At 67.8% G+C, this 24,472-nt stretch carries 24 protein-coding genes and 1 pseudogene; 11 read left to right on the plus strand and 14 right to left on the minus strand.

What is annotated here, in order from left to right; genetic code table 11:
- Positions 1-43: 43 nt before the first annotated feature.
- Together ACV229_RS13305 and ACV229_RS13310 are read right to left on the minus strand one after the other, a co-directional pair.
- Entirely contained in the window at positions 44-724 is a 681-nt protein-coding gene (locus ACV229_RS13305) for a GIY-YIG nuclease family protein (protein WP_448083588.1), read from the minus strand.
- A gap of 69 nt (positions 725-793) precedes the next feature.
- The gene (locus tag ACV229_RS13310; protein WP_448083589.1) at positions 794-1,972 is read right to left on the minus strand and encodes a GNAT family N-acetyltransferase; all 1,179 of its coding nucleotides are present in this window, start codon (positions 1,970-1,972) and stop codon (positions 794-796) included.
- Between the two features lie 124 nt (positions 1,973-2,096).
- Between ACV229_RS13310 and ACV229_RS13315 the strand changes: the two genes are divergently transcribed.
- Together ACV229_RS13315 and ACV229_RS13320 are read left to right on the plus strand one after the other, a co-directional pair.
- Positions 2,097-3,815 carry an NAD+ synthase gene (locus tag ACV229_RS13315; protein ID WP_448083590.1) on the plus strand — a complete coding sequence of 573 codons (1,719 nt, stop codon included), beginning with the start codon at positions 2,097-2,099 and terminating at the stop codon, positions 3,813-3,815.
- 65 nt (positions 3,816-3,880) lie between these two features.
- Entirely contained in the window at positions 3,881-4,219 is a 339-nt protein-coding gene (locus ACV229_RS13320) for a P-II family nitrogen regulator (RefSeq protein WP_448083591.1), read from the plus strand.
- Between the two features lie 219 nt (positions 4,220-4,438).
- Here the strand turns inward: ACV229_RS13320 and ACV229_RS13325 are convergent, their stop codons facing one another.
- The 5 genes from ACV229_RS13325 to ACV229_RS13345 all read right to left on the minus strand — a co-directional run bounded on the left by ACV229_RS13325 (position 4,439) and on the right by ACV229_RS13345 (position 9,340).
- Entirely contained in the window at positions 4,439-5,512 is a 1,074-nt protein-coding gene (locus tag ACV229_RS13325; RefSeq protein WP_448083592.1) for a porin, read from the minus strand.
- 639 nt (positions 5,513-6,151) lie between these two features.
- Positions 6,152-6,931, minus strand: coding sequence for an ABC transporter ATP-binding protein (locus ACV229_RS13330; protein WP_448083593.1), 780 nt, complete (start codon positions 6,929-6,931; stop codon positions 6,152-6,154).
- Positions 6,932-6,949: 18 nt separating this feature from the next.
- Positions 6,950-7,663, minus strand: a complete 714-nt coding sequence (locus ACV229_RS13335) for an ABC transporter permease (RefSeq protein WP_448083594.1) — start codon at positions 7,661-7,663, stop codon at positions 6,950-6,952.
- Entirely contained in the window at positions 7,660-8,349 is a 690-nt protein-coding gene (locus ACV229_RS13340; protein ID WP_448083595.1) for an ABC transporter permease, read from the minus strand. Before ACV229_RS13340 ends, ACV229_RS13335 begins: the two co-directional genes overlap by 4 nt.
- 214 nt (positions 8,350-8,563) lie before the next feature.
- The gene (locus tag ACV229_RS13345) at positions 8,564-9,340 is read right to left on the minus strand and encodes an ABC transporter substrate-binding protein (protein WP_448083596.1); all 777 of its coding nucleotides are present in this window, start codon (positions 9,338-9,340) and stop codon (positions 8,564-8,566) included.
- Between the two features lie 671 nt (positions 9,341-10,011).
- Here ACV229_RS13345 and ACV229_RS13350 point away from each other — a divergent pair.
- Positions 10,012-10,110: a hypothetical protein gene (locus ACV229_RS13350; RefSeq protein ID WP_448083597.1), complete on the plus strand. Its 99-nt coding sequence runs from the start codon at positions 10,012-10,014 to the stop codon at positions 10,108-10,110.
- 101 nt (positions 10,111-10,211) lie between these two features.
- On the opposite strand, the gene ACV229_RS13355 is transcribed toward ACV229_RS13350, so the two are convergent.
- Positions 10,212-10,757 carry a periplasmic heavy metal sensor gene (locus ACV229_RS13355; RefSeq protein ID WP_448083598.1) on the minus strand — a complete coding sequence of 182 codons (546 nt, stop codon included), beginning with the start codon at positions 10,755-10,757 and terminating at the stop codon, positions 10,212-10,214.
- A 230-nt stretch (positions 10,758-10,987) separates the two neighbouring features.
- On the opposite strand from ACV229_RS13355, the gene ACV229_RS13360 reads away from it, so the two are divergent.
- Positions 10,988-11,713: a response regulator gene (locus ACV229_RS13360; RefSeq protein ID WP_448083599.1), complete on the plus strand. Its 726-nt coding sequence runs from the start codon at positions 10,988-10,990 to the stop codon at positions 11,711-11,713.
- A complete protein-coding gene (locus ACV229_RS13365) occupies positions 11,697-13,013 on the plus strand; it encodes an ATP-binding protein (protein ID WP_448083600.1) in 1,317 nt (438 codons plus the stop codon). Before ACV229_RS13360 ends, ACV229_RS13365 begins: the two co-directional genes overlap by 17 nt.
- 46 nt (positions 13,014-13,059) lie before the next feature.
- On the opposite strand, the gene ACV229_RS13370 is transcribed toward ACV229_RS13365, so the two are convergent.
- Positions 13,060-13,326, minus strand: a complete 267-nt coding sequence (locus ACV229_RS13370) for a double-stranded DNA-specific endonuclease (protein WP_448083601.1) — start codon at positions 13,324-13,326, stop codon at positions 13,060-13,062.
- Between the two features lie 784 nt (positions 13,327-14,110).
- Between ACV229_RS13370 and ACV229_RS13375 the strand changes: the two genes are divergently transcribed.
- Both ACV229_RS13375 and ACV229_RS13380 read left to right on the plus strand, forming a co-directional pair.
- Complete coding sequence (locus tag ACV229_RS13375) at positions 14,111-15,865, plus strand: ABC transporter permease (RefSeq protein ID WP_448083602.1); 1,755 nt, start codon at positions 14,111-14,113, stop codon at positions 15,863-15,865.
- Positions 15,866-15,887: 22 nt separating this feature from the next.
- Positions 15,888-17,228 (plus strand): ABC transporter ATP-binding protein, encoded by a 1,341-nt coding sequence (locus tag ACV229_RS13380; protein WP_448083603.1) that lies wholly within the window; start codon positions 15,888-15,890, stop codon positions 17,226-17,228.
- Positions 17,229-17,316: 88 nt separating this feature from the next.
- On the opposite strand, the gene ACV229_RS13385 is transcribed toward ACV229_RS13380, so the two are convergent.
- Both ACV229_RS13385 and ACV229_RS13390 read right to left on the minus strand, forming a co-directional pair.
- Positions 17,317-17,811 (minus strand): hypothetical protein, encoded by a 495-nt coding sequence (locus ACV229_RS13385; RefSeq protein WP_448083604.1) that lies wholly within the window; start codon positions 17,809-17,811, stop codon positions 17,317-17,319.
- On the minus strand, positions 17,808-18,359 hold the full coding sequence (locus ACV229_RS13390) for a hypothetical protein (RefSeq protein ID WP_448083605.1): 552 nt from the start codon (positions 18,357-18,359) through the stop codon (positions 17,808-17,810). The genes ACV229_RS13385 and ACV229_RS13390 overlap by 4 nt, the downstream gene beginning before the upstream one ends.
- A 288-nt stretch (positions 18,360-18,647) precedes the next feature.
- On the opposite strand from ACV229_RS13390, the gene ACV229_RS13395 reads away from it, so the two are divergent.
- The 3 genes and pseudogenes from ACV229_RS13395 to ACV229_RS13405 all read left to right on the plus strand — a co-directional run bounded on the left by ACV229_RS13395 (position 18,648) and on the right by ACV229_RS13405 (position 21,040).
- Positions 18,648-18,845 (plus strand): hypothetical protein, encoded by a 198-nt coding sequence (locus ACV229_RS13395; protein WP_448083606.1) that lies wholly within the window; start codon positions 18,648-18,650, stop codon positions 18,843-18,845.
- A gap of 177 nt (positions 18,846-19,022) precedes the next feature.
- Positions 19,023-20,441, plus strand: coding sequence for an alpha,alpha-trehalose-phosphate synthase (UDP-forming) (gene otsA, locus ACV229_RS13400; RefSeq protein WP_448083607.1), 1,419 nt, complete (start codon positions 19,023-19,025; stop codon positions 20,439-20,441).
- Positions 20,434-21,040, plus strand: a pseudogene (locus ACV229_RS13405) (AAA family ATPase). Before otsA ends, ACV229_RS13405 begins: the two are co-directional and overlap by 8 nt.
- A 51-nt stretch (positions 21,041-21,091) precedes the next feature.
- Here ACV229_RS13405 and ACV229_RS13410 read toward each other — a convergent pair.
- Together ACV229_RS13410 and ACV229_RS13415 are read right to left on the minus strand one after the other, a co-directional pair.
- Complete coding sequence (locus ACV229_RS13410; protein ID WP_448083608.1) at positions 21,092-22,459, minus strand: MFS transporter; 1,368 nt, start codon at positions 22,457-22,459, stop codon at positions 21,092-21,094.
- Between the two features lie 201 nt (positions 22,460-22,660).
- Positions 22,661-23,041, minus strand: coding sequence for a DUF5594 family protein (locus ACV229_RS13415; RefSeq protein ID WP_448083609.1), 381 nt, complete (start codon positions 23,039-23,041; stop codon positions 22,661-22,663).
- Between the two features lie 118 nt (positions 23,042-23,159).
- On the opposite strand from ACV229_RS13415, the gene ACV229_RS13420 reads away from it, so the two are divergent.
- Positions 23,160-23,585 carry a hypothetical protein gene (locus tag ACV229_RS13420; protein ID WP_448083610.1) on the plus strand — a complete coding sequence of 142 codons (426 nt, stop codon included), beginning with the start codon at positions 23,160-23,162 and terminating at the stop codon, positions 23,583-23,585.
- Positions 23,586-23,858: 273 nt separating this feature from the next.
- Here the strand turns inward: ACV229_RS13420 and ACV229_RS13425 are convergent, their stop codons facing one another.
- Positions 23,859-24,344, minus strand: a complete 486-nt coding sequence (locus ACV229_RS13425; RefSeq protein WP_448083611.1) for a hypothetical protein — start codon at positions 24,342-24,344, stop codon at positions 23,859-23,861.
- Positions 24,345-24,472: the final 128 nt, after the last annotated feature.

Raw genomic sequence — 24,472 nt, forward strand, 5'->3', positions numbered from 1 at the left:
TGACGGCCGGTTCGTACGGTGTGCAGAAACCGCGCGTGCCTCGTCAGGAGGCCGCGCGGTTCTGTTTTGCGCGGGCCGTTTTCTTCGGCGCGGATGCGGATGCAGCGCGGCCCGTGGAGCGGGACTTCGCAGCCGGGTTGGGGGGCGCCTTCGACTTCCTGGCGGCGGTGCGTCCGGTCGTTGGCGCCTTGATGCGCGGCTTCGCCGCGTCGGGCGTCGCGCCGGTGGCCGACGCCTGTTTCTTCGACGTCGGGCGCTGTGCCGACGTGGCCTTGGCTGCCGAGCCTGCGCGGGGTGTTGATGTCTTTGCCGCGGCGCGCCCGCGTTTGCGCACGGCGGCATTCGAATCGGCGTCGTCGGCTGCAGCGCCGGTGGCTGGCTTCGCCCGCTTGCGCGACTTGCCCGATGACGATTCCTCGCCGCTTTCACCCGTGTTCGCGTCGATTGCCGCGACGACCGGCAACACGGATTCGAGCGTCCGCTTGCCCGCCGCCAGCTCGCGCTTTTGCGCAGCCGTCAACTGCTTGACCCGGTATTCGGCGCGCAACGCGCTCGACCGGTCGGCAAGCGGGAACGACGCGAGCACGGCGCGCGGCTTGCGCGAGCGCGTGTAGCGCGCGCCCTTGCCGGCCGCGTGTTCGTCGAAGCGCGCGGCCACATCGGTCGTGATGCCGGTGTACACGCTGCCGTCGGCGCATTCGATCAGATACAGGAACCAGGACATGACAGGGTGGCGGAATGCGGCGAAATGCGGCGAAGCCGCCAGTGTCTCAGAAAACGCAGGCGTCCCGCGCTAATCTCCGCCGCGCTTGAACGGATTGTGGTCGCGCAGTTCGTCGACGTACGAATGGATGTGGTCCGTCTCGCGTTCGAGAAAGCGCGACACCGCGTCCGAAAACGCCGGATGCGCGAGCCAGTGCGCGGAATGCGTGACGGTCGGCAGGAAGCCGCGCGCGAGCTTGTGCTCGCCCTGCGCGCCGCCTTCGAACGTATCGAGCCCCGCGTCAATGCAGAACTCGAGCAGCTGGTAGTACGCGGTTTCGAAATGCAGGCACGGCACGTGCTCGACCGCGCCCCAGTAGCGGCCGTACAGCGTGCCGCCGCCGCTCGCGTCGCGCTGGTAGACCGCGAGCGCGCTCGCGATCGGCTTGCCGTCGGCTTCCGCGATCACGAGCAGCAGGTTCTCCGGCATCGTCGCGCCGATCGTGCGGAAGAAGTCGAGGTTCAGGTACGGGCTCGAATAGTGGTCGCGATAGGTCTGCCGGTAGCAGCGCGAGAAGAAGCGCCAGTCGGCATCGCCGATCGCATCGCCGGTGAGGCGCCGGAACGTCACGCCGGCGTCGTGTACCTTGCGCCGTTCGGCGCGGATGTTCTTGCGCTTCTTCTGCTCGAGCGTGCCGAGAAAATCGTCGAAGTGGCGATAGCCGTCGTTGACCCAGTGGAACTGCACGCCCTGGCGCAGCATCATCCCCATCGAGTCGAACAGCTGCGCTTCGGCTTCGGTCGGGAACAGCACGTGCAGCGACGACACGTCGCTCTGCTCGGCCAGCGCGAGCAGCGTTGCCGCGAGACGGCGGCGCGCGTCGTCGTCGGCCGCGAGCACGCGGGTGCCCTGCACGGGCGTGAACGGCACCGCGCACAGCAGCTTCGGGTAATAGGGCACGCCGTTGCGCTGGTACGCGTCCGCCCACGCCCAGTCGAACACGTATTCGCCGTACGAATGGCTCTTCAGGTAGACGGGCGCGGCGGCCGCGAGCCGGCCCGTGCGTTCGTCGGTCAGCGTGACGAAGCGCGGCGACCAGCCGGTCGCGTCCACCGCGCAGCGCGCGACGTGCAGCGCGTCGAGGAATTCGTGGCGCAGGAACGGCGTCGGGCGCGCGTCGAGGGCGAGCAGCGCGTTCCATTCGTCGGCGGGCACCTCGGCCGGGGACGACAGGATGCCCGTGCGATAATCGATGCGTTCGTGTTTCAACCGTGTCAACCGTTTGAATGCGTACCGTTGGATGTCGCCGGACGCGCGCCGCAAGTCGCGGCTCGCCCCCGGGACGATTTCGTCAGCCGTTCATGGCGCGCCGCCGGGCAGCGCCGATCCCGTCATGAAGACCCGTATCGCTCTCGCTCAAATCAACGTCACCGTCGGCGATTTCGCCGGCAACGTCGCGCGGATCGTCGCCGCTGCGCGCGCCGCGCACAACGATGGTGCGCAGCTGATGATCGCGCCCGAACTCGCGCTGTCCGGCTATCCGCCGGAGGACCTGCTGCTGCGGCCCGCGTTCTACGCGGCGTCGGCGGCGGCGCTCGACACGCTCGCGGCCGAGCTGAAGGCGTTCGACGGGCTCGCGGTGCTGGTCGGCCATCCGCTGCGTGCTACCGGCGAAGGAACGGCGGGCGACGCTGGCCCGTCAGGCGTCGATGGTAATGCAAACCGTCCGATCGAGCGCGGCGTGCCGCCATCGGATACCTACAACGCGGTGTCGCTGATCGTCGGCGGCGCGATCGTCGGCACCTACCGCAAGCAGGATCTGCCGAACGCCGAGGTGTTCGACGAGAAGCGCTATTTCGCGACGGACGCCGAGCCGCTCGTGTTCGAGCTGAACGGCGTGAAGTACGGCGTGATGATCTGCGAGGACGCATGGCACGCGTCGGCCGCGCAGATCGCGAAGGCGGCCGGCGCGCAGGTGCTGCTGATCCCGAACGGCTCCCCGTATCACATGAACAAGGAAGCGGTGCGCATGGACATCCTGCGCGCGCGCATCCGCGAGACGGGGCTGCCGATGGTGTACGTGAACCTCGTCGGCGCGCAGGACGAGCTGGTGTTCGACGGCGGCTCGTTCGTGCTCGACGCGGCGGGCGCGCTGGTCGCGAAGATGCCGCAGTTCGAGGAAGGGCACGCGATCGTCGAGTTCGACGGCGCGCGGCCGCTGCCCGCGGCGATCTCGCCCGAACTGCCGCTCGAGGCGCAGGTGTACCGCGCACTCGTGATGGGCGTGCGCGACTACATCGGCAAGAACGGCTTCCCCGGCGCGATCATCGGCCTGTCGGGCGGCGTCGATTCCGCGCTGGTGCTCGCGATCGCGTGCGACGCGCTCGGGCACGAGCGCGTGCGCGCGGTGATGATGCCGTCGCGCTTCACGGCCGACATCTCGACGACCGACGCGGCCGACATGGCGCGGCGCGTCGGCGTGCGCTACGACGAAATCGCGATCGCGCCGATGTTCGACGCGTTCCGCGCGTCGCTCGCGAGCGAATTCGCGGGCCGCGCGGAGGACGCGACCGAGGAGAACATCCAGGCGCGTATCCGCGGCACGCTGTTGATGGCGCTGTCGAACAAGTTCGGCTCGATCGTGCTGACGACCGGCAACAAGAGCGAGATGGCGGTCGGCTACTGCACGCTGTACGGCGACATGGCGGGCGGCTTCGCGGTGATCAAGGACATCGCGAAGACGCTCGTCTACCGGCTGTGCCACTATCGCAACGCGGCCGCCGAATACGGCAAGCGCGACATCATCCCGGAGCGGATCCTGACGCGCGCGCCGTCCGCGGAACTGCGCGAGAACCAGACCGACCAGGACAGCCTGCCGCCGTATGACGTGCTCGACGCGATCATGCGGATGTACATGGAAGAGGATCGCCCGCTCGCCGAGATCGTCGCGGCCGGTTATGCCGAGGCCGACGTGAAGCGCGTCACCCGGCTCATCAAGATCAACGAGTACAAGCGGCGCCAGGCGCCGATCGGGATCCGCGTCACGCATCGCGCGTTCGGCCGCGACTGGCGCTACCCGATCACGTCGCGTTTTACCGAAAGCCTCGATTGAGCCGCGCGCGGCGTAGAATCGGGGCCACGTCTGTTCATCCAAACGAGCACTGAGGGACAACCATCATGAAACGCATCACCGCCATCATCAAGCCGTTCAAGCTGGACGAAGTCCGCGAAGCGCTCGCCGAAGTCGGCCTGACGGGCCTGACCGTGACCGAGGTGAAGGGCTTCGGCCGCCAGAAAGGGCACACCGAGCTGTATCGCGGCGCGGAGTACGTCGTCGATTTCCTGCCGAAGATGAAGATCGAGGTGGTCGTCGCGCAAGACCAGGTCGACCAGGTGATCGATGCGGTGATCGGCGCCGCGCGCACGGGCAAGATCGGCGACGGCAAGATCTTCGTGTCGGACGTCGAGCGCGTGATCCGCATCCGCACCGGCGAGGAGAACGAAGCGGCCGTCTGACGCCGCATGCCGGAACGGGCGCACCGGCGATGTCGGTGCGCACGAAGAAGCCAGGACCGGCCTTTCGCCAGCGCCGACGGCTCGGCTGCCGGCGGTCAATCCCTGTCGCCCGTCCCAAATAAAAAACGGTGCGATACCCTGTCGGGTACCGCACCGATACGCGCCTCTCGCAGCAGCGTGGAAAAACGTCTTGAATCGATTCCTTGAGGTGTGCCCGGATCAGAACAGGTGCTGGATGCCGGCGTAGACGCCGGTCTGGCTGCCGCCCTGGTGCGGGTTGCCGGTCGACACGTCGGTGCCTGCGCCGTTCGCGTTCAGGCCGAAGTTGGCCGTCTTGCTGTTGCGGACCGTCGCGACCTGGAAGTCGAGCAGCGTGCGCTTCGACAGGTTGTACGTGCCGCCGAGCGTGTAGATGTTCGCGTTGCCGCCGCCGTGGTTCGCGTTCACGTGGTAGACCGCCGCGATCAGCGCCGCCGCCGGCGTGGCCTGCCACGTCACGCCGCCCCACACTTGCTGCGTCGACGTGATGCCGTTGTTGATCGCCGGGCCACCGTCAGCGTGCGACGTCTGGTAGGCCGCCTGCAACTTGAACTGGCCGAGGAACACGTTCACGCCGGCGAAGTACTCGCGCGAGTAGTTGAACACGTCGTCGAGCTTGCCGTTGGCCGGGTCGCGCGCTTCGTCGTAAATGCCGCGCACCTGGAACAGCGACGTCGTGTAGGTCAGCTGACCACCGACGCTGCGGCCCTGGCTGGTCGTGCCGTTGCCGTTCCAGTTCGTCGCGTTCGACAGCGCGTACTGGCCGTAGAAGTCGAAGCCGTAGAGCTTCGGCGACTGGTACGAAATGTTGTTGCTCGTCTTGTTCCAGTTGCGGCCGCGCACCAGCGATGCGCTCGACCACGCCGTCTGACCGAGCGGGTCGAAGTCCCACACGCCGTTCGCGATCGCGAGTTCACGGCCGAGCAGCAGGGTACCGTACGTGTCGTTCGCAATGCCGACCGTCGCCCAGCGATTCCACAGGCTGCCGCCGCCCGGGCCTGCGCCGCTCATCGTGTCGAAGCTGCCTTCGAGCTGGAAGACCACCTTGTTGCCGGCGCCGATGTCTTCGGCACCTTTCAAGCCCCACAGGCTCGTGCCCCAGTCGCCGCTTTCCGCGCGCCAGCGGGCGCCGTTCTGCATCCCGTTCAAGTACTCGATGCCGGCGTCCAGGCGGCCGTACAGCGTGACGCTGCTTTGCGCGTGCGCGGCGACTCCAGCAGCCATCAGCGCTGCGGCGACCAAAGCTTTCTTCATCATCTCCTCCATACCCTGTCAAAAAGTCAACCCAGTACTGCACGAGATGTCCGGCGCCCGAGCGCCGGACAAAAGCGGGATAACCAGGGAGACCCTCGCGCGAAGCCGGTAGGCGCAGCACGCGGGCAAGCGGACGGGATTGCCGTTGAGCGGGCCCGCGAAGCCGGGTTGGCCAGCGGGGTCTCCTTGTTGTGTCATGAAGCCAAACTACATTTCATGAACTTCGTTTTGCTACTTTGGTTACTAATTTAGCAAAAATACAATTTTGTGGCGATGGAAATCGTTGTTTGACTAACACGTGTCGCCAAATTGCCATGCAACACGGCGCGCAACCACGCGCCGCGACCGGCCGGAATGCCGTCAAAGCCTTGACTGGCAAGGGAGACACGGTTTGCGGGAAGTTGCGTCAAGGATTGCCACTATTGACGCTGGAAACGACGTCGCGTAAGCGCAAAACGCTGGCGTTGGTAAGGATTTCGTAATAACGGGCGCGCGATGGGTTCGACGGGCGGCCGGCATGTCCGGGCGACGGCGCGCACGCGCGATGCAGCCGGCGCGCGTAAACGCAAACGGGCGCCGCACGGCGAACCGCGAGGCGCCCGGCGGCGCGACGGGGCGGGGGTGTCCCGCCGAGGCTGATTACTTGAGGCTGCCCGACAGGAACTGCCGCAGCCGTTCGCTCTTCGGATTCGCGAACACGTCGGCCGGCACGCCTTCTTCCTCGACGCGGCCCTGGTGCAGGAACATCACGTGGTTCGACACGTTGCGCGCAAACCCCATCTCGTGCGTGACGACGATCATCGTGCGGCCTTCCTCGGCGAGCTTCTGCATCACCTTCAGCACTTCGCCGACGAGCTCCGGGTCCAGCGCGGATGTCGGCTCGTCGAACAGCATCACGTCCGGGTGCATCGCGAGCGCGCGCGCGATCGCCACGCGCTGCTGCTGGCCGCCCGACAGGTGCGACGGGTACTGCTTCTCGACGCGCGGCGGCAGCCCGACCTTCTCCAGGTACTCGCGCGCACGCTCCTCGGCTTCGCGCTTGCCCAGCTTCAGCACGTTGACGGGTGCTTCGATCACGTTTTCGAGCACGTTCATGTGCGACCACAGATTGAAGTGCTGGAAGACCATCGAGAGCTTCGTGCGCACGCGCTGCAGCTGCTTCGGCTCGCTGGCGCGCAGCGCGCCCGTCTTGTCGGGGGTGGTGCGCACTTCCTCGCCGTCGACGACGATGCGGCCCGCGTTCGGCTGCTCGAGGAAGTTGATGCAGCGGAGCATCGTGCTCTTGCCGGAGCCGGACGAGCCGATCACGCTGATCACGTCGCCCGCGTTCGCCTTCAGCGACACGCCCTTGAGCACTTCATTGCTGCCGTAACGCTTGTGAAGATCGTCGACGAAAAGCTTTTGAGTCTGGGAGTTCATCAATAGTCCTGCGGAAACTTACTTGCCCTGCGGGCGCAGATACGCGAGCCAGCGGCGCTCGGCCTGGCGGAACAGCCACACGAGCGTGAACGAGATCATGAGATAGAGCAGCGCGGCGATGCCGAATGCGTGGAACGACATGTAGGTCGCCGAGTTGACGTCGCGGGCGATCTTCAGGATGTCCGGTACCGTCGCCGTGAACGCGACCGTCGTCGCGTGCAGCATCAGGATCACCTCGTTGCTGTACAGCGGCAGCGCGCGGCGCAGCGCCGACGGCAGGATCACGCGGCGGTACATCGTGAAGGTCGACATCCCGTACGCGCGCGCGGCCTCGATCTCGCCGTACGACGTCGCCTTGATCGCGCCCGCGAAGATCTCGGTCGTGTATGCGCAGGTGTTCAGCGTGAACGCGAGCAGCGTGCAGTTCATCCCTTCGCGGAAGAACGCGTCGAGCATCGGCGTGCCGCGCACGGCCTGCAGGCTGTAGAGACCCGTGTAGCACAGCAGCAGCTGCACGTAGAGCGGCGTGCCGCGGAACACGTACGTGTAGAGCCATACCGCGCTCGACAGCCATTTCTTCTTCGACACGCGCGCAACCGCGAGCGGCACGGACAGGCAGAAGCCGAGCCCGATCGACACGACGAGCAGCCACAGCGTGATCGCGACGCCGGTAGTGCGGTAGCCGTCGGTGAAGAGATAGTTGCGCCAGTATTCTTGGATGAGTTCGATCATAGGTCTGCCTTGCGGACGCCGGTCGAGTAGCGCTTTTCAAGCCACATCAGCACGAAGTTCGAGATCGTCGTGATGGCCAGGTAGATCGCCCCCGCGATCAGCGTAAAGAAGAAGAACCGCAGCGTGCCCTTGCCGGCGTCCTGCGACGCCTTCACGACATCCGCGAGGCCGATGATCGACACGAGCGCCGTGGACTTCACGAGCACCTGCCAGTTGTTGCCGATGCCCGGCAGCGCGAAGCGCATCATCTGCGGGAACATGATCCGGGCGAACACCTGCCAGTTCGACATCCCGTACGCGCTGCCGGCTTCGAGCTGGCCGCGCGGCACCGACAGGAACGCGCCGCGGAACGTCTCGGTGAAGTACGCGCCGTAGATGAAGCCGAGCACGAGCACGCCGGCGAGGAACGGATCGATGTCGATCTGGTCCCAGCCCGCGAGGTCGGTCAGCTGGTTCAGCCAGATCTGCAGGCTGTAGAACAGCAGCAGCATCAGCACGAGGTCCGGCACGCCGCGGATCAGCGTCGTGTAGACGGTGCCTGCGCCGTGCGTGAAGCGGTTGCGCGACAGCTTCGCGGCCGCGCCGAGGAGGCCCAGCAGGAACGACAGCGCGAGCGAAAGCACCGCCAGTTTGACGGTTTGCCAGGTGCCTGCGAGGATCAGCGGGCCGTAACCTTGAAGAAACATATGTGGTCCTTGACGGCGCACCGGGTGCGCCGCGAAAGACGCGCCCCGCATGCTGCGCGGAACGCCCCGTGCGTATCATGACCGTCCGCCCCGGCGAGGGCGCCGGGCCCGCCAGCCGCGGGGGCGGCGGGCGAGGGTGCGGGCGGCGCGTGGTTTGACTGCCTGTACTGCGCGGACGCGGGGCAAGCCCCGCGTCCGGATCTCAGCGGGCCGCTCAGTGGGCCGAATAGACGCTGAACGCGAAATACTTGTGCGACAGCCGGTCGTACGTGCCGTCCTTGTGCATGTCGGCCAGCGCCTTGTTGATCTTGAGCTTCAGGTCGGTATCTTCCTTGCGCAGGCCGATCGCGGTGCCGTCGCCGATCGTCTTCGGATCCTTCACTTCCGGCCCCGCGAACGCGAAGCCCTTGCCGCGCGGCGTGCGCAGGAAGCCGTAGTCGGCCTGCAGCTCGTCCTGCAGCGTCGCGTCGAGACGGCCCGAGCCGAGATCGGCGTAGACCTGGTCCTGGTTCTGGTACGGAATGACCGTCACGCCCTGCGGCTCCCAGTACGCCTTCGCGTAGGTCTCCTGCGTCGAACCCTGCTCGACGCCCACGTGCTTGCCCTTCAGCGACGCGACGGTAGGCAGCAGCGGCGAACCCGTCTTCGCGATCATTCGCGCCGGCGCGTCGTACACCTTGTCGGAGAAGTCGATCTGTTCGCGGCGCTTGTCCGTCACGGTCAGCGACGACACGATCACGTCGTATTTCTTCGCCTTCAGCGCCGGGATGATCCCGTCGAGATCCTGCGCCACCCACACGCATTTGACGTTGATCCGCTTGCAGATTTCCTTCGTGAGATCGACGTCGAAACCGACGATCTCGCCGCTCGGCGCGGTCAACTCGAACGGCGGGTAGCTGGCATCGACGCCGATCCGCACGGTCTTCCACTCCTTCGCGAAGGCGCTGCCCGCCACGAGGGCGAGGGCGGCGCACAGGGCGGCCTTCTTCATTTCCATCCTTCTGTTGCTGAATTGCCGGGGCGGCGTGCGCGGCCTCATGGGCCGGGCACCGCGCCGTATTCTAGATAGCCAAAAATCGTCGTTCGGCGTCCGGGCGGCGGCAACCGCCGGACAGGCGGGCGCCAAAAGCGCGGTATTTTACCCGAACGCGATCCCCGGACAGCGCAGAAGCGCGCGCACCGGCACATCCGTTGGTGCCGGACGACGCCGGCCGACCCGAATCGCTCGGGCTGTTGCGGCAATCGCTGTAGTCGCAACGAGTATTGCGCGAATTGGGCTCATGGGTGCAACGATTCGGTGCGTGTGCGCGGATTGTTGCGGCATCCGCGAATCCCTGCATTGGCGGCACTCGGGAAAACCCTCGCGGAGCGCCGCGTGTTCGAAATTAGCCGTGCGGCCGGTTGCGGCTACACCCATCGCGGCTGGCTCGAGTCGCATTACAGCTTCTCGTTCGGTGACTATCGTGATGACGCGCACCAGCAATTCGGGGCGGAAGAGAAGCGCGGCCGGTTGCGGCTCGTCGCATCGCCGGACGGGCGCGGCGGTTCGGTGTCGATGCGCGCGGCTGCGCGGATCTATGCGGGACGGATCGACGGCGGCGAAGCAGCGGCGGTCGGCGTGCCGGCCGGCGCCGGGCTTACGTCCATGTGGCGCGCGGCGCGGTGGACGTCAACGGCGAACCGCTCGAGGCCGGCGACGGCGCGCGGATCGGCGGGGGGAATCGGTCGCGTTCACGCGCGGCCGGGATGCGGAGGTGCTGATGTTCGATCTCGCCTGAACGGGCGAGGAGGAGGGGCGGACGCGGCCCGCTCGCAGGCGTCCGCCGGGCCGCCGCGCGGGCCGGGCGCGGCGACCGTCCGGATTACTGCGCCGGCGCCGACGCGGCCTTGCCGTCCTGACGGTGCTGTTCCCAGCGCTCCTTCATCTTCTCGTGGCGCTGCTCCATCCGCGCGTATTGCTGCTTGATCGCGGTGCTGACCGTCGTCTTCTGCTGGTCGTTCAGGCCGTTGTAGAACGCGAGCCACGCGGCCGACGTCTGCTCGCGCAGTTGCGCATTCTGTTGCTCGGCCTGCTGGCGCGCGGCGTTCATCGCGTTCAGGTCGAGGATCGGCTGGTTCTGCTGCGCCTTGAACTGCGCGCGCATCTGCTCATGGCTCTTGCGCATCGCTTCGTGGTTCTGCTTCATCGTGTTGACCGCGGTCTGCCACTGCTGCTCCTGCGCGGCGGTGAGCTTCAGCTGGTCGTGCAGGCGCATGATCGCGCCGAACGGGCCGCCTTCGTGCATGTGGTGCATGCCGGGGCCGCCCGGCGGCGGCGCGTCGGCCGGCGGGGCCGCATGCGCGGCGCCGAATGCGAGAGCGAGCACAGTGGCGGCCGCAATGGCCACTCGGGACGTCTTCTTATACATTTCAGAAACTCCTGTAACCAAAGGATCCGGCGATGCGACGGCGGGAAAGGGGGGCGCCCGTTGCCGCATCCGGTAAGACGCAGGTTAGCGACGCGCGTCCCGGCCGGTGTTACGCGGGCCGGCGGCGGAATTACCAGGCATTACAGTTCCCTTGCGCGGTAACCCGCAGTAACCCTTTCGTCCCTTTGTATCGTTTTTAGCAGCCGCCCTCGCGCGGTAAACTCCGAGCCATGACTACCCAGATCCTCATCGTCGACGACGACCAAGAACTCCGCGACCTGCTGCGCGACTACCTCGTGCGCCAAGGCATGGAGGTTTCCGTGCTGCACGACGCGGCGACGCTCGAGAAGCGCCTCGAGCGCGAGCGCCCCGACCTGATCGTGCTGGACCTGATGATGCCGGGCGTGGACGGCCTCACCGCGCTGCGCCAGCTGCGCGCGGCGGGCGACGACATCCCCGTGATCATGCTGACCGCGCGTGCCGACGACGTCGATCGCATCGTCGGGCTCGAGCTCGGCGCGGACGACTACCTCGGCAAGCCGTTCAACCCGCGCGAGCTGCTCGCGCGCGTGCAGGCCGTGCTGCGCCGCCGCCGCGCGACGCCGTCGGCCGCGGCGCCCGAGCAGCGCGAGCCTTACGCGTTCGGCCGCTTCGTGCTCGACTTCCAGGCGCGCACGCTGTCGGTGGACGGCAAGCCGGCGACGCTGTCGAGCAGCGAATTCGCGCTGCTGAAGATCTTCGTGAACAACGCGCTGCGCACGCTCACGCGCGAGCGGCTGCTCGAACTGCTGCACGGACCCGAATACGACGGCACCGACCGCGGCATCGACGTGCAGGTCTGGCGCCTGCGGCGCATCCTCGAAACGGATCCGTCGACGCCGCGCTTCATCCAGACGGTGCGCGGGCGCGGCTACGTGTTCGTGCCCGACGGCGAGGCCCATGCGCAAACCCATTGATTCGCTGTTCGGCCGGCTGTCGCTGCTCGTCGTCGGGGTCCTGCTGCTGTCGCATTTCGCGTGGTATTTCGCGATCCGGCTCGAGCGCAACCAGATGCAGACGCGCTATGCGGTCGAGGAAGCCGCGTTCCTCGTCGATGCGGTGCGCCAGCACGTCGCGCGTACGCCGGACCAGCCGCTGCCGTCGCGCGTGCGGCTCGTCCCGCCCGGCAGCGCCGACGTGCCGCCGCATGCCGGCGGCAGCCTGCCGGCGCCGCTGAAGCGGTTCCGCGATGACGTGAGCGAGCGGATGCCGCCCGGCACGCAGGTCGAGATCGGCGCGCCGGGCCATCCGCCGGTGCTGTGGGTCAAGGAGCCGGCCGACGCGAACTGGATCGTCGTGCCCGTGCAGCCGCTGCGGCCGCCGCGCTCGCTGGACCGGATGCTGCTCTGGCTGGGCACGATCTTCTCGGCCGGCGTGATCGCCGCGTTGTTCGCGGCCTGGCAACTGCAACAGCCGCTGCGTTCGCTGGCGCGCGCGGTCGCCCGCTTCGGCCGCGGCCAGCCGGTGCCGCCGCTGCGCGAGCGCGGGCCGCGCGAGCTGCGCCAGCTCACGCAGGGTTTCAACCAGATGGTGGAGCAGGTGTCGCGCGCGGAGAACGATCGCGCGGTGATGCTGGCGGGCGTCGCGCACGACCTGCGCACGCCGCTTGCGCGGATGCGCCTGCGCGCCGAGATGATGGACGATGCGCGGCTGCGGGACGGCGTCGTGCGCGACGTCGACTCGATGTCGCACATCGTCGACCAGTTCCTCGTGTTCGCGCACGGCGGCAGCGACCGCAGCGAGCCCGTGCCGGTCGACCAGGCCTGCGAGCGGATCGCGCGCACTTACCGCGCGGTCGCGCCGAACGCGCCGACCGTCGAGACCCGGCTCGCCGCGGATCCGGGCTTCCTGCTGCCGACCGCGACGCTCGACCGGATCCTGTCGAATCTGCTCGACAACGCGCACGCGTACGGCGCGCCGCCGGTGATCGTCGAAACCGAGCGCAGCGCGGCCGGCTACGTGCTGTCGGTCAGCGACCATGGCGGCGGCATCGCGCCGCGCGACCTCGCGGCCGCGACCCGGCCGTTCGTCCGCCTCGACCCTGCGCGCGGCGGCAACGGGCACAGCGGCCTCGGGCTTGCGATCGTCGAGCGGCTGGTGCTGCGGCTGGGCGGGACGTGCGAGATCGGCAACCGGCCGGAAGGGGGCCTGCGCGTCATGATGACGTTCCCGTTCGACGTGGTGCCGAAGCACGAGACGCACGCCCAGGCCGCGTGAGCGGCATGCATGGCGCCCGCGCGGCTGCGCGGCGCGCCATGCCGCGTCATTCGCCGAACAGCGTGCCGAGCGTCTCGGCCGCGTTGCTGTCGATCGTGTTGTAGGTCACGCTGGTGGCCTCGAAGATATAGACGGTCGTATATCGGCCGAGGCGCTCGAGGATCTCTTCCTGCAGCGACTCCGGCACGATGTTCATGTTCAGGTACCACGCCGTCGACGACAGCCGCGTCTGGAACGAACCGTATTCCTGCATCAGATCATAGAACGCATCGGCATCCTGATCGCGGCACACGATCACCAAGTTTCCCGCCATTCCCATTCCTCCCGCTCGTCGAACTCGTCGGACAATCCCCGTAGGGGCCAGGGTCTGTTTACCTATGGAACGTGCATGCGTTGCCACGAGAACGGCCGCTCGCGAGGCGCGCGACGCCGCGAATACTGGACGTATCGCCAAGGAGCGCAACGCGGCGAGCGGCCGTTCTCGTGGCAACCCCAAATTTAAAAAAACCATTCCACGGGAATGCCCGAAATCGCCCGCATGACGGCGTCGCTCGTCGCTTGTTTGGCTCGGCCAAACGGCGCTCCTCGCTCCTTGCCATGCGGGCGATTTCGGGCATTCGCATGCACGTTCCATAGGCAAACAGACCCTAGCCCTGATCATACCTGCTTCGCCGGGTCCGACTCCTGATGCCGCACACGGTTTCGCGCCGCGCGCTGCAGGCGGGTTCCCGACCGGGCCGGATCACGGCATAATTCGGGCCAGCGCGCCGGCCGGACGACTGCGAGCCGCGCCATCCTGCGCCGATCCGTCTGCCGCCCGCCCGTTCCGGGCCCGTTTTTCCGCGGCAGCGGCCGGAATCCACCGTTTCGCCCCGGAAGGTTGTGCCTGAAACAGAGGTTGTAGTAGTGTCGTGCCGTTTGCGGAACGACTCGGCCGGGATCCGCGCGCGGTGGTGCAGTGAGCACGTGCGGCGCGTTGCGTCCGCCTTGCATCGCGAGTCAAAACGAATTACCGCGCCCGTGCGCTTTGCCATGATTCAACATCGTCTGCCGGTCAATTACTTCGATTCGATCGGCCTTACCGGGGAGAGCGCCTGATGGATATCGGATTCGATCCGAACAGGATCGCCAATGCATCCGCATGGCGCGTCCTGCCGAACCGGTGGGACTTCATCGCCTTTCCGCTGATCATCTGCCTGATCGCGATGGCGGTCGTCGGCTTCCATGAAACGCTGGCGCCGATCGCGACCCTCAAGACGCAGAAGATCTCGCTCGATCCGTCGAACCTGCCCGAATACGCGCTGCGCACGACGCTGCGGATGCTCGCCGCGATGGTCGCGTCGCTCGTCTTCACGCTCGTGTACGGCACGCTCGCCGCGAAGAGCCGCCGGGCCGGCATGGTGCTCGTGCCGATCCTCGACATCCTGCAGTCGGTGCCGGTGCTCGGCTACATCTCGTTTACGGTCACGTTCTTCCTCGCGCTGTTCCCGAGCCGCGTGCTCGGCGCCGAACTGGCCGCGATCTTCGCGATCTTCACGAGCCAGGCGTGGAACATGACGTTCAGCTTCTACCAGTCGCTGCGCACAGTGCCGCGCGATCTGGACGAAGTGTCGCGCGGCTTCCACCTGACGGCGTGGCAGCGCTTCTGGAAGCTCGAAGTGCCGTTCTCGATGCCGGGCCTGATCTGGAACATGATGATGTCGATGTCGGGCGGCTGGTTCTTCGTCGTCGCGTCCGAGGCGATCACGGTCGGCAACAACACGATCACTCTGCCGGGGATCGGCGCGTATCTCGCGCAGGCGATCTCGGACAAGAACCTCGGCGCGATCGGCTGGGTGATCCTCGCGATGACGGTCGTGATCCTGGCTTACGACCAGCTGCTGTTCCGACCGCTCGTCGCGTGGGCCGACAAGTTCCGGATGGAAACCACGAGCTCCGGCAACGCGCCCGAGTCGTGGCTGCTCGACCTCGTGCGCCGCACGCGGCTGATCCACAAGCTGCTCGTGCCGGCCGGCTGGTTCTTCGCGAAGGCCGCGCGCATCCCGTTCCGCCTGCCGCTGTCCGGCAAGGTGCGCTTCTCGCTGCCGCGCGTCGAGAAGAAGGCGTCGCTCGCGACCGACATCGTCTGGGCGATCCTCGTGCTGCTCGGCACGGCCTACGTGGTCTGGCGCGTGATCAGCTTCGTGGCGACCGGCGTGACGATGGCCGAGGTCGGCCACGTGTTCGTGCTCGGGCTCATCACGCTGCTGCGCGTGATGCTGCTGATCGTGATCGCGTCGGTGATCTGGGTGCCGATCGGCGTGTGGATCGGGCTGCGGCCGTCGATCGCCGAAAAGGTGCAGCCGCTCGCGCAGTTCCTGGCCGCGTTCCCGGCGAACCTGCTGTTCCCGGTGTTCGTGATCGTGATCGCGCGCTTCCACCTGAACGCCGACATCTGGCTGTCGCCGCTGATCGTGCTCGGCACGCAGTGGTATATCCTGTTCAACGTGATTGCCGGCGCGACCTCCTATCCGAACGACTACCGCGAGGCGGCGACGAACTTCCGCATCCGCGGCTGGCAGTGGTGGCGCCAGGCGATCCTGCCGGGCATCTTCCCGTATTACGTGACGGGCGCGATCACCGCGTCGGGCGGCGCGTGGAACGCGAGCATCGTGTCGGAGTTCGTCCAGTGGGGCGACACCAAGATCGAGGCGCACGGCCTCGGCGCCTATATCGCCCAGACGACGGCCGCGGGCGATTTCCCGAAGATCATTCTGGGCATCGCGGTGATGTCCCTGTTCGTGACCTTGTTCAACCGCCTGCTGTGGCGCCCGCTGTATGCGTTCGCGGAAGCGAAGCTGCGGCTCGACTGAGACTGATTGAGAGCGAAACGCGATGCAAAATCCGAATGCTGTAAACGCCCCCGTCCAGACGCCGTCGATGCCACCGCGCCTCGGTGACGAGATCCTGCGCGTCGACGACGTCAGCCGCGGGTTCAACAAGAACCAGGGCGAGCTGCTCGTGCTCGACGGCGCGAACCTGTCGCTGCGCGAAGGCGAGATCGTCGGGCTGCTCGGCCGTTCCGGCTCCGGCAAGTCGACGCTGCTGCGGATCATCGCCGGCCTGATCGAACCGACGGGCGGCGAAGTCAGCTATCTCGGCAAGCCGCTGCGCGGCCCGGCCGAAGGCGTCGCGATGGTGTTCCAGACCTTCGCGCTGTTCCCGTGGCTCACCGTGCTGCAGAACGTGGAAGCGGGCCTCGAGGCGCTCGGCGTCGGCGCGCGCGAGCGGCGCGAACGCGCGCTCGCGGCGATCGACCTGATCGGTCTCGACGGCTTCGAGAACGCATATCCGCGCGAGCTGTCGGGTGGCATGCGCCAGCGCGTCGGCTTTGCGCGTGCGCTCGTCGTCGATCCGACGATCCTGCTGATGGACGAGCCGTTCTCGGCGCTCGACGTGCTGACCGCCGAGACGCTGCGTACCGACCTGCTCGACCTGTGGACGCAGGGCCGCATGCCGATCAAGTCGGTGCTGATCGTCACGCACAACATCGAGGAAGCGGTGTTCATGTGCGACCGGATCCTCGTGCTGTCGTCGAACCCGGGCCGCGTGATCGCCGAGATCAAGGTGCCGTTCAAGCATCCGCGCAACCGTCTCGACCCGGCGTTCCGCCGGCTCGTCGACGACATCTACGCGAAGATGACGGCGCGCCAGATCGGCGAGGCGACGAAGAAGGGGCTCGAACTCGGCAGCTGGCTGCCGCAGGTGTCGACCAACCTGATGGCCGGCCTGATCGAAACGCTGGCCGCACCGCCGTACCATGGCCGCGCGGACATGCCGGAAATCGCGCGCACGCTGCATCTCGAGGTCGACGACCTGTTCCCGATCGCCGAAGTGCTGCAGTACCTCGGCTTCGCCGACGTGCGGGAAGGGGACGTGTTCCTGACGCCGCCGGGGCGGGTGTTTGCCGAGTTCGGCACGCAGGAGCGCAAGCTGATGTTCGCGGACCACCTGCTGAAGCACGTGCCGCTCGCGGCGCGGATCAAGAAAGTGCTGAACGAACGGCCGGGCCATCGCGCGCCGCGCGTGCGTTTCGAGCAGGAGCTGGAGGATTCGCTGTCCGACGGCGCCGCCGAGGAGACGCTCGACGCGGTGATCGACTGGGGCCGTTACGGCGAGATCTTCTCGTACAACGACCAGACCGAGATCTTCAGTCTCGAGGACGTCGAGTCCTGATCGGCATGCCGGGCCGCCCGCCCGGCAGCGGCGAGCGCCGCGCCTGCCGGACGCTACCGGGCGTATTGGGCGCGGCGTGCCTGCGGCATCACTGCAGGTTGCCCCAGCGGTCGACGGCCGGTTCGGCCGCGGCCCACTTCCAGTGCATCCCTTGCTGGCACGCGCTCGCGAAATACCAGTCGGCCTTTGCGCCATCCTTCACCGAAAACGCGAATTCCTTGCACAGTGCGAGCGGCGTCGAATACGCGCGCGTGACGCGCACTTCGCCTTCGCCGTTGTCGAGCGGAATCGTGTTCTTCACCGTCCACGGCTTCGCTTCGCCGACCGCGAGGCCGCCGACCGCCTGCGCGATCGCATCCTGCTGGTTCTGATGGAGCTGCTTCATCGAGCGGTTCACGGCCTCGTCGGTCGCGGCCTGCACGGCGATGCCGACCCCGATGCCGACGGCCGGGTTCGCGGTCACGAGGCCCGTCGCCGCGCCCGCGAGTGCGCCGCTCGCCGCGCCGACCGAGCCGCAGCCGGAAAGCGTGGCGCCGGCCGCGCACAGCGCGCCGAGCCACGCGAAACGGAACGCTACGCTCATTGCAGCGCGCCCCAGCGCTCGGTCGCCGGCTCGGCCGACGCCCATTTCCACACCGGGCCGTCGCGGCAGATGGTGGCGACGTAGAACGCCGATTGCGCGGCGGCATCGGGTTTCGCCGGCGTGTCGACGGAAAACACGATTTCCTTGCAGTCGAGCGGGCCGACGCTGATCATCCGGCTGACCGTCACGCGGCCGCGCTCGTCGTCCTCGATCGGAAACGAATGGTTGGTCGACCATGGCGCGACGCCGCCGATGTCGAGCGGTCCGGCCGCGCTGGCGATCTGCTGCTGCGAGTAGCGGTGCGCGACGCGCTGCGTGTACTGGACACCCGCGCGTGCGCCGGCGACCGCGCCGAGGCCGATGCCCGTCGCGACGGCCGCATTGTTGGTGACCTTGGACGCGATCGCGGCGCCCGCGATGCCGGCGCCGGCCGTCGCGCCTTCGCTGTACAGCGAGTTGCAGCCGGACAGCAGCGCGGCCGTGGCGGCCACCGCCAGCGCGATGCGCGCCGGCATGGCCCGGCGCGGCGATTCGAAACGAATGTTCATCCCTGAGTGCGAGTCCTGTCTGGGTGAGCGGCGATGCATGCGCGCGCCCACGTGCCGTGCCATTGTTTCGCAATTGTCATAGGAAAACTGCAAAGCTTTGACAAATCGCCGGCCGGCGGGGCTCGCGCGCGCGCGGCGCTATTGTCTGGCAGATGGCTGACGAGGGGTCGAAACGTTACAAATTGAAGGTAATTGTTACTTTGACGCACCATGAACGCGCCTAGACTGGTTTGTTATGGAATGTTTCTACGACGGCCACGCGCCGCTCCCAGCATGAGACACCCAGCCATGCGCCGTTCGAAACGGCCAGCGCATCAGCCGCCCGACGCGGGCGCCGGCCGTCCGCGGCCGCGCACGGATGCGCCATCCGCACCGCCAGCCGGCGCGCCCGACGCGGCGCCGTCCGATGGCGATCACAACCAGGGCGGGGCCCGCCCGGAAGGACTCGAGTATCAACGCGACCTCGGCCTGGAGCAGGACGCGTGACGTCGTCTTCGTGACATTTCGTCGTCGCTTTTCATCGCCGCATTTGGCCATCACATTGCGCCATTGCGCTTCGCAAGATTTCTCACGCGTGAACCGCTGCGCGGCGGCCCCGAAGCTGCCGCGCCCGTCAAGGCGTGCGCCGCGCGCCGGCCATTCGAATCGAGGAGGGGAAGCCGCATGAGCAGATTGATCGTGGTATCGAACCGTGTCGGCCTCGGCGAGGACACGCGCCCGAGCGCTGGCGGCCTCGCGGTAGGCGTGATGGACGCGCTGAGGGAAACCGGCGGCATGTGGTTCGGCTGGAGCGGCGAGATCGTCGGCGCGCCGGACGAGCCCGCGATCCGGTGCGACGGCAACGTCACCTATGCGACGGTCGGCCTGACGCGGCGCGACTACGATCAGTACTACCGCGGTTTCTCGAACGCGACGCTGTGGCCGGTGTTCCACTATCGCGGCGATCTCGCACGCTTCGACCGCCAGGAATATGCGGGCTATCTGCGCGTGAATGGCGCGCTCGCGAAACAGCTCGCCGCGCTGCTGCGTCCCGACGACCTGATCTGGGTTCACGACTATCACCTGCTGCCGTTCGCGCCTTGCCTGCGCGAGCTCGGCGTGAAGAACCCGATCGGCTTCTTCCTGCACATTCCGTTTCCGTCGCCCGACATGCTGCGCATCGTGCCGCCGCACGAAGAGCTCGTGAAGTTCATGTGCGCGTATGACGTCGCGGGCTTCCAGACCGAAGCCGACAAGCAGGCGTTCGTCGACACCATCGAGCGGCGCGGGGTCGGCACGTCGAGCGAAGACGGGATGCTGCATGCGCACGGGCGCGTCGTGAAGGTCGCCGCGTATCCGATCGGCGTGCATCCGGATGCGATCGCGCAGGCCGCCGTGCAATACGGCGCGCGCAAGCCGGTGAAGATGCTGCGCGACGCGCTCGACGGCCGCAAGCTCGTGATGAGCGTCGACCGGCTCGACTACTCGAAGGGCCTCGTCGAGCGCTTCCAGGCGTTCGAGCGGATGCTCGCGAACGCACCGGGCTGGCAGGGGCGCGTGTCGCTCGTGCAGATCGCGCCGCCGACGCGCGCGGACGTGCAGACCTACCAGCACATCCGCGAGACGCTCGAAGGCGAGGCGGGGCGCATCAACGGCCGTTTCGCGCAGCTCGACTGGACGCCGATCCAGTACCTGAACCGCAAGTACGAGCGCAACCTGCTGATGGCGTTCTTCCGGATGGCGCAGGTCGGCTACGTGACGCCGCTGCGCGACGGGATGAACCTCGTCGCGAAGGAGTACGTCGCGTCGCAGGACCCGGCCGATCCGGGCGTGCTCGTGCTGTCCGAGTTTGCGGGCGCCGCGGCCGAGCTGACGGGCGCGTTGCGCGTCAATCCGTACGACCTGTCGCAAATGGCCGAGGCGCTCGAGCGTGCGCTGTCGATGCCCCTTGCCGAGCGGCAGGCGCGCCACGAGGCGAACCTCGCGCGGCTGCGCGCGAACGACCTGTCGGCGTGGCGCGAGACATTCCTCGCGGATCTGCGCAGCGTCGCGACGGCCGCGTCGGTGACGCGGCGCGCGGGCCGGCGGGCCGCCCATGTCTGAGCGCGCCGCGGCGCGCAGTCTCGGCGCGGACAATGGGGCGCACGACAGGGCGGACGAAGCCATCCGGCGCTTCGTCGTCCTGACGGGCGGGCCCGGCTCGGGCAAGAGCACGCTGATCGATGCGCTTGAACGCGCCGGCTTCGCGCGCTCGCAGGAGGCCGGGCGCGGGGTGATTCAGGACCAGATGGCAGTCGACGGCCCGGCGCTGCCGTGGCGTGACCCGGCGGCATTCGCGGAGCTGATGCTGAGCTGGGAGATGCGTTCGCACCATCTTGCGCGACAGGCGCGCGGGCCGGTCTTTTTCGACCGCGGCGTGCCCGACGTGATCGGCTACCTGCGGCTGTCGGGGCTCGCGGTGCCTGCGCGCGGGGGCCGCCGCGCGGCATTTCCGCTATCACCGGCGCGTGTTCATCGCGCCGCCGTGGCCCGACATCTACACGCAGGATGCCGAGCGGCGGCAGGATTTCGCGGAAGCGGTGCGCACCTACGACGCGATGGTCGAATGCTACGCGTCGTATGGCTATCGGCTGATCCAACTGCCGCGCGCGAGCGTGAAGGCGCGCGTGCGCTTCGTGCTGGACGCGCTCGACGCGGCATGACGCGATGTGACGCGACACGACCTGACGTGACGCGCGCCGGATGCGGCGGGCTCAGGCCGACGCGTTCGGCTGCGGGGCCGCGAGCCGCAGCGTGCTGACGACGGCCGCGGCCGCCGCGAACGCGGCCGCCACGTAGAGCGCGATGGTCGGCCCGTGCGCCGGCGCGACACCGAAGATCAGCGCGACGAGCGCGGCGCCGAGCGTCTGCCCGGTCAGCCGCGCGGTGCTGAGCATGCCGCCCGCACCGCCGCTGCGCTCGCGCGGCGCCGACGACAGCATCGCACGGTTGTTCGGCGACTGGAACAGCCCGAAGCCCGCGCCGCACAGCGCCATGCGCCACACGATGTCGACCGTGTCCGGATGCGCGCCGATCGTCGCGAGCGACAGCAGCCCGGCCGAGAACAGCGCGAGCCCGATGCCGCCGAGCACGCCGGCCGAGTAGCGGTCCGACAGCACGCCGGCGAGCGGCGCGGCGACGACGATCACGAGCGGCCAAGGCGTCATGTAGAGGCCCGTCTCCACCTGCGAGAAGCCGAGCGAATTCTGCAGCCAGAACGGCAGCGCGACGAACGCGAGCATCTGCGACGTGAACGACGCGACCGACGTGCAGATCGACAGCGCGAACACCGGAATGCGCATCAGGTCGACGGGCAGCAGCGGCGCCGGCTGCGACAGCTGCCGCTTCACGAAGAAGTAGCCGACGACGAACGCCACCGCGAACTCCGCGGCGACGAGCGCGCCGCGCTCGCCATGGCCGAGCCCGTCGACGGCCATGATCATCAGCCCGAACACGCACGCGTTCATCAGCGCGCTCAGGATATCGTACGGCGCGTGGTGCAGCGGATTGGCGGGCAGCGCGCGCACGCTGCCGAGCACCGCGGCGATGCCGATCGGCACGTTGATCGCGAAGAGCCACGGCCACGGCGCGACCGACAGCACCGCGGATGCGACCGTCGGCCCGACCGCCGACGACAGCGCGACCACCATTGCGTTGATCGACAGGCCGCGGCCGAGCATCGACGACGGATAGATCATCCGCACGAGCGCCGCGTTGACGCTCATGATGCCCGACGCGCCGAAACCCTGGATCACGCGCAGCACCGCGAGCATCGGCAGCGATGTCGCGAGCGCGCAGCCGAGCGACGCGACGGTGAAGAGCGCGAGGCCGGCGATGTAGACGCGCCGGTAGCCGACGCGCTCGCCGAGCGACGCGAGCGGCAGCAGCGTGATCGTGACGGCGAGCTGGTACGCGTTGACGATCCAGATCGATGAAGCGTCGGACGCATGCAGGTCGCGTGCGATGGTCGGCAACGCGACGTTGGCGATCGCGCCGTCGAGCACGGCGAGCGTGATGCCCAGTGCGACGCAGACGATCGCCCAGTAGCGTTGCGGAAGCGGCAGGCCGGTATCGGCATTCATGACGGGAACGCGTCAGTCAGGAGCCGGAACGCGGCCATGGAGCCTCCTTGCGGTGATGGGCGGCAGGTTGAAGCGGGGAATTGTGCGAATGACGCTCGTTCATGCAGGCGGGCAGAGCAGGCGGGCGCAAACCGGCCGAGTGTAGCACCGGGCCGCGCGACGCGTCGTCGACGTGGATCGGCACGCTGGCCGTCCGCGCGGTCACCCCTCGAAGTCGAGTCCGCCCAGCCGCACGAGCGGGTCGCCCTGCGTGCGCGATACGAGATCGATGTCGCGCGCGCTCTGCCACGCGGTCAGCTTCCTCGGCAGTGCGGCAAGGTAATGCTCGAAGCGCTCCGTGCCGTCCGGTTCCATCAGCCGTTCGATTTCGTCGGTATCCCAGGTCAGCTCGAGGTTCAGCGGATGCGCGAAGCCGCTCACGTGTTCGTGCGGCGTGCTGTGGATCCGTACTCGCGTCGGGTGGCCGTGACCGCCGTACGGGACGACGTCGGCGTCGACGTGATCGGCGAAGAATGCGGCGATCGCGCGCGCGATGCGCGGCGCGAATTCGGTATCGAAACGTCGGGCGGTTTCGGGCTGCATGCGGGCGTCTCCTTTGTCCCGAAAATGCTAGCACGGCGGGTTGCGCGCCGGGGCCCGCCGGTTCGCCGTAATTGCGCGTTACCACTTGCTGCATCTATTACGGCTGCTTGTCGCCACAATGCATCGCATCCCGTACCACTTCGCGTGGGAGTGCATCATGAAAAAGCTCGCAGCAGTGTGTGTTCTCGCCGGTTCGCTTGCCGTCGCCGGGCCGGCCTCCGCGCATGGCCGCGACGGTGGCGCCGTGATCGGCGCGCTGATCGGCGGCGCGGTGCTGGGCGCGATCGTGACGTCCGCGCTGAATCCGCCGGTCGTGTATCAGGCGCCCGCCTATCAGGCACCGGCCTATCAGCCGCCGACCTACTACCAGGCGCCGGCCTACCAGCCGCCCGCGTATCCGCCGAGCTATCAGCAGGCGCAGTATCAGGACGACGATGGCGACGGCGGCCAGCCCCGCTATTGCTATGACCGCTATCAGCGCGCGTACGTGTGCGGCGCGCCGGCGCAGGGCGGTTACGGCTATGCGCAGCCGGGCGGGTGGTAAGCGCGGTGGCGCGCGGCCAATCGACTGATCGGTTGCCGCGCTGCGCCGGTACCGTGATCGCACGCCGGGCCGCACGCGTGCGGCACACGGCAGTGCGCCGCGGCGCGTGCCGGTGAATGCGGAATGGAAACGAAAAGGCCCTCGCATCGTGCGAGGGCCTTTTCGTTGGAGCGTGTTAGCGCAGATGCCGCAGAGTCGCGAAATGGATGCATGCGCAACGTCGCTCGAGCCGGTGCGCGTCACCCGCGCCGGATACAAACGGTTGCAATTACGTCAGTGCCAGAGGCCGTGTCCGCGGTCGTCGTTGGCCTGGCCGCCGCGCGAGTCCCGGCTGCCGCCGTTCGCGCGATTGCCTTCGCTCGGGCGGTTGCCGCCGTTGCCGCGATTCCAGCCGTTGCCGTTGCCGTTGGCATTGCCGTTGCCGTGATTCCAGCCGTTGCCATTCGCATTGCCGTTGCCGTGATTCCAGCCATTGCCATTGCCGTTGCCGCGATCGCCCCAATTGCGGTCGCCCGGGCCGCGGTCGTGGTGCCAGTCGCGGTCGCCGCGGCGGTCATCGCGGCGATCCCAATCGCCGCCGCCGCCCCAGATGTTGACGGTGCCGTATGCGGGGCCATAGGCGGGGCCGTACGCGTAGCCGGGATCCGAGTAGTAGGGCTGGCCGTAGCCGTAGCCGTAGCCGGCGTCCGGGCCGACGACGCAACCCGTCAGCAGCGTGGCGACGGCGGCGGTGGCGGTAAGGGTGATGAGCTTGATCATGGCGTTCTCCGTTGGGTCGAATCATATGTGGCGGAGTGCCGCAGATCCGTCAGCAATTGTGTCTCTAAATTACGGCGCCGTAAGGTCTTCCGGCGAAAGTGTTAGCATCCGGAGCCATTCGTCATACA

The sequence above is a fragment of the Burkholderia sp. MR1-5-21 genome (assembly GCF_053427715.1).

What these genes read in the sequence shown, in the direction of transcription:
- ACV229_RS13395 (WP_448083606.1), top strand. Translation starts at nt 18,648, where the DNA reads ATGCGCCGTTCGAAACGGCCAGCGCATCAGCCGCCCGACGCGGGCGCC.
- ACV229_RS13365 (WP_448083600.1), top strand. Translation starts at nt 11,697, where the DNA reads ATGCGCAAACCCATTGATTCGCTGTTCGGCCGGCTGTCGCTGCTCGTC.
- ACV229_RS13320 (WP_448083591.1), top strand. Translation starts at nt 3,881, where the DNA reads ATGAAACGCATCACCGCCATCATCAAGCCGTTCAAGCTGGACGAAGTC.
- ACV229_RS13335 (WP_448083594.1), bottom strand. Translation starts at nt 7,663, where the DNA reads ATGATCGAACTCATCCAAGAATACTGGCGCAACTATCTCTTCACCGAC.
- ACV229_RS13425 (WP_448083611.1), bottom strand. Translation starts at nt 24,344, where the DNA reads ATGATCAAGCTCATCACCCTTACCGCCACCGCCGCCGTCGCCACGCTG.
- ACV229_RS13380 (WP_448083603.1), top strand. Translation starts at nt 15,888, where the DNA reads ATGCAAAATCCGAATGCTGTAAACGCCCCCGTCCAGACGCCGTCGATG.
- ACV229_RS13390 (WP_448083605.1), bottom strand. Translation starts at nt 18,359, where the DNA reads ATGAACATTCGTTTCGAATCGCCGCGCCGGGCCATGCCGGCGCGCATC.
- ACV229_RS13325 (WP_448083592.1), bottom strand. Translation starts at nt 5,512, where the DNA reads ATGAAGAAAGCTTTGGTCGCCGCAGCGCTGATGGCTGCTGGAGTCGCC.
- ACV229_RS13370 (WP_448083601.1), bottom strand. Translation starts at nt 13,326, where the DNA reads ATGGCGGGAAACTTGGTGATCGTGTGCCGCGATCAGGATGCCGATGCG.
- ACV229_RS13355 (WP_448083598.1), bottom strand. Translation starts at nt 10,757, where the DNA reads ATGTATAAGAAGACGTCCCGAGTGGCCATTGCGGCCGCCACTGTGCTC.
- ACV229_RS13385 (WP_448083604.1), bottom strand. Translation starts at nt 17,811, where the DNA reads ATGAGCGTAGCGTTCCGTTTCGCGTGGCTCGGCGCGCTGTGCGCGGCC.
- ACV229_RS13360 (WP_448083599.1), top strand. Translation starts at nt 10,988, where the DNA reads ATGACTACCCAGATCCTCATCGTCGACGACGACCAAGAACTCCGCGAC.
- ACV229_RS13345 (WP_448083596.1), bottom strand. Translation starts at nt 9,340, where the DNA reads ATGAAGAAGGCCGCCCTGTGCGCCGCCCTCGCCCTCGTGGCGGGCAGC.
- ACV229_RS13305 (WP_448083588.1), bottom strand. Translation starts at nt 724, where the DNA reads ATGTCCTGGTTCCTGTATCTGATCGAATGCGCCGACGGCAGCGTGTAC.
- ACV229_RS13315 (WP_448083590.1), top strand. Translation starts at nt 2,097, where the DNA reads ATGAAGACCCGTATCGCTCTCGCTCAAATCAACGTCACCGTCGGCGAT.
- ACV229_RS13340 (WP_448083595.1), bottom strand. Translation starts at nt 8,349, where the DNA reads ATGTTTCTTCAAGGTTACGGCCCGCTGATCCTCGCAGGCACCTGGCAA.
- ACV229_RS13420 (WP_448083610.1), top strand. Translation starts at nt 23,160, where the DNA reads ATGCATCGCATCCCGTACCACTTCGCGTGGGAGTGCATCATGAAAAAG.
- ACV229_RS13410 (WP_448083608.1), bottom strand. Translation starts at nt 22,459, where the DNA reads ATGAATGCCGATACCGGCCTGCCGCTTCCGCAACGCTACTGGGCGATC.
- ACV229_RS13415 (WP_448083609.1), bottom strand. Translation starts at nt 23,041, where the DNA reads ATGCAGCCCGAAACCGCCCGACGTTTCGATACCGAATTCGCGCCGCGC.
- otsA (WP_448083607.1), top strand. Translation starts at nt 19,023, where the DNA reads ATGAGCAGATTGATCGTGGTATCGAACCGTGTCGGCCTCGGCGAGGAC.
- ACV229_RS13375 (WP_448083602.1), top strand. Translation starts at nt 14,111, where the DNA reads ATGGATATCGGATTCGATCCGAACAGGATCGCCAATGCATCCGCATGG.
- ACV229_RS13330 (WP_448083593.1), bottom strand. Translation starts at nt 6,931, where the DNA reads ATGAACTCCCAGACTCAAAAGCTTTTCGTCGACGATCTTCACAAGCGT.